This window comes from Proteus sp. FZP2095, assembly GCF_023701425.1.
Classification (GTDB): Bacteria; Pseudomonadota; Gammaproteobacteria; order Enterobacterales; family Enterobacteriaceae; genus Proteus; species Proteus cibarius.
The window spans coordinates 1-598 of sequence record NZ_JAMQBJ010000020.1 but is presented as its reverse complement, the minus strand read 5'-3'; the positions used below and the strand labels follow the sequence as shown (position 1 = coordinate 598).

1 protein-coding gene is annotated in these 598 nt (G+C 43.8%); it reads right to left on the bottom strand.

What is annotated here, in order from left to right:
* Positions 1-598, bottom strand: a 598-nt coding sequence (locus tag NBG71_RS18655; RefSeq protein ID WP_250917079.1) for an EF-Tu C-terminal domain-related protein, incomplete at both ends; no start/stop codon positions are given.

Genomic DNA, 598 nt, shown 5'->3' with positions numbered 1-598 from the left:
AAACGTAAACCGTCGTCCATCGCGATTGGGTGAATCAGTTCAACGATCATGTTGATGTTGTCACCTGGCATTACCATTTCTACGCCTTCTGGTAATTCGATAGTACCAGTTACGTCAGTTGTACGGAAGTAGAACTGTGGACGGTAGCCTTTGAAGAATGGAGTGTGACGACCACCTTCATCTTTGCTCAGAATATAAACTTCTGATTCGAATTTAGTGTGTGGCTTGATTGAACCTGGTTTAGCCAGTACTTGTCCACGTTCGATTTCTTCACGTTTAGTACCACGCAGAAGAACACCAACGTTCTCACCTGCACGACCTTCGTCAAGTAATTTACGGAACATTTCAACGCCAGTACAAGTTGTTTTAACGGTTGGTTTGATACCAACGATTTCAACTTCTTCACCAACTTTAATAACACCACGCTCAACACGACCTGTTACTACTGTACCACGGCCTGAGATTGAGAATACGTCTTCGATTGGTAACAGGAATGGTTTGTCAATTGCACGCTCTGGTTCTGGGATGTATGAATCCAGTGCTTCTGCTAATTCAACAATTTTTGCTTCCCACTCAGCTTCGCCTTCCAGTGCTTTCA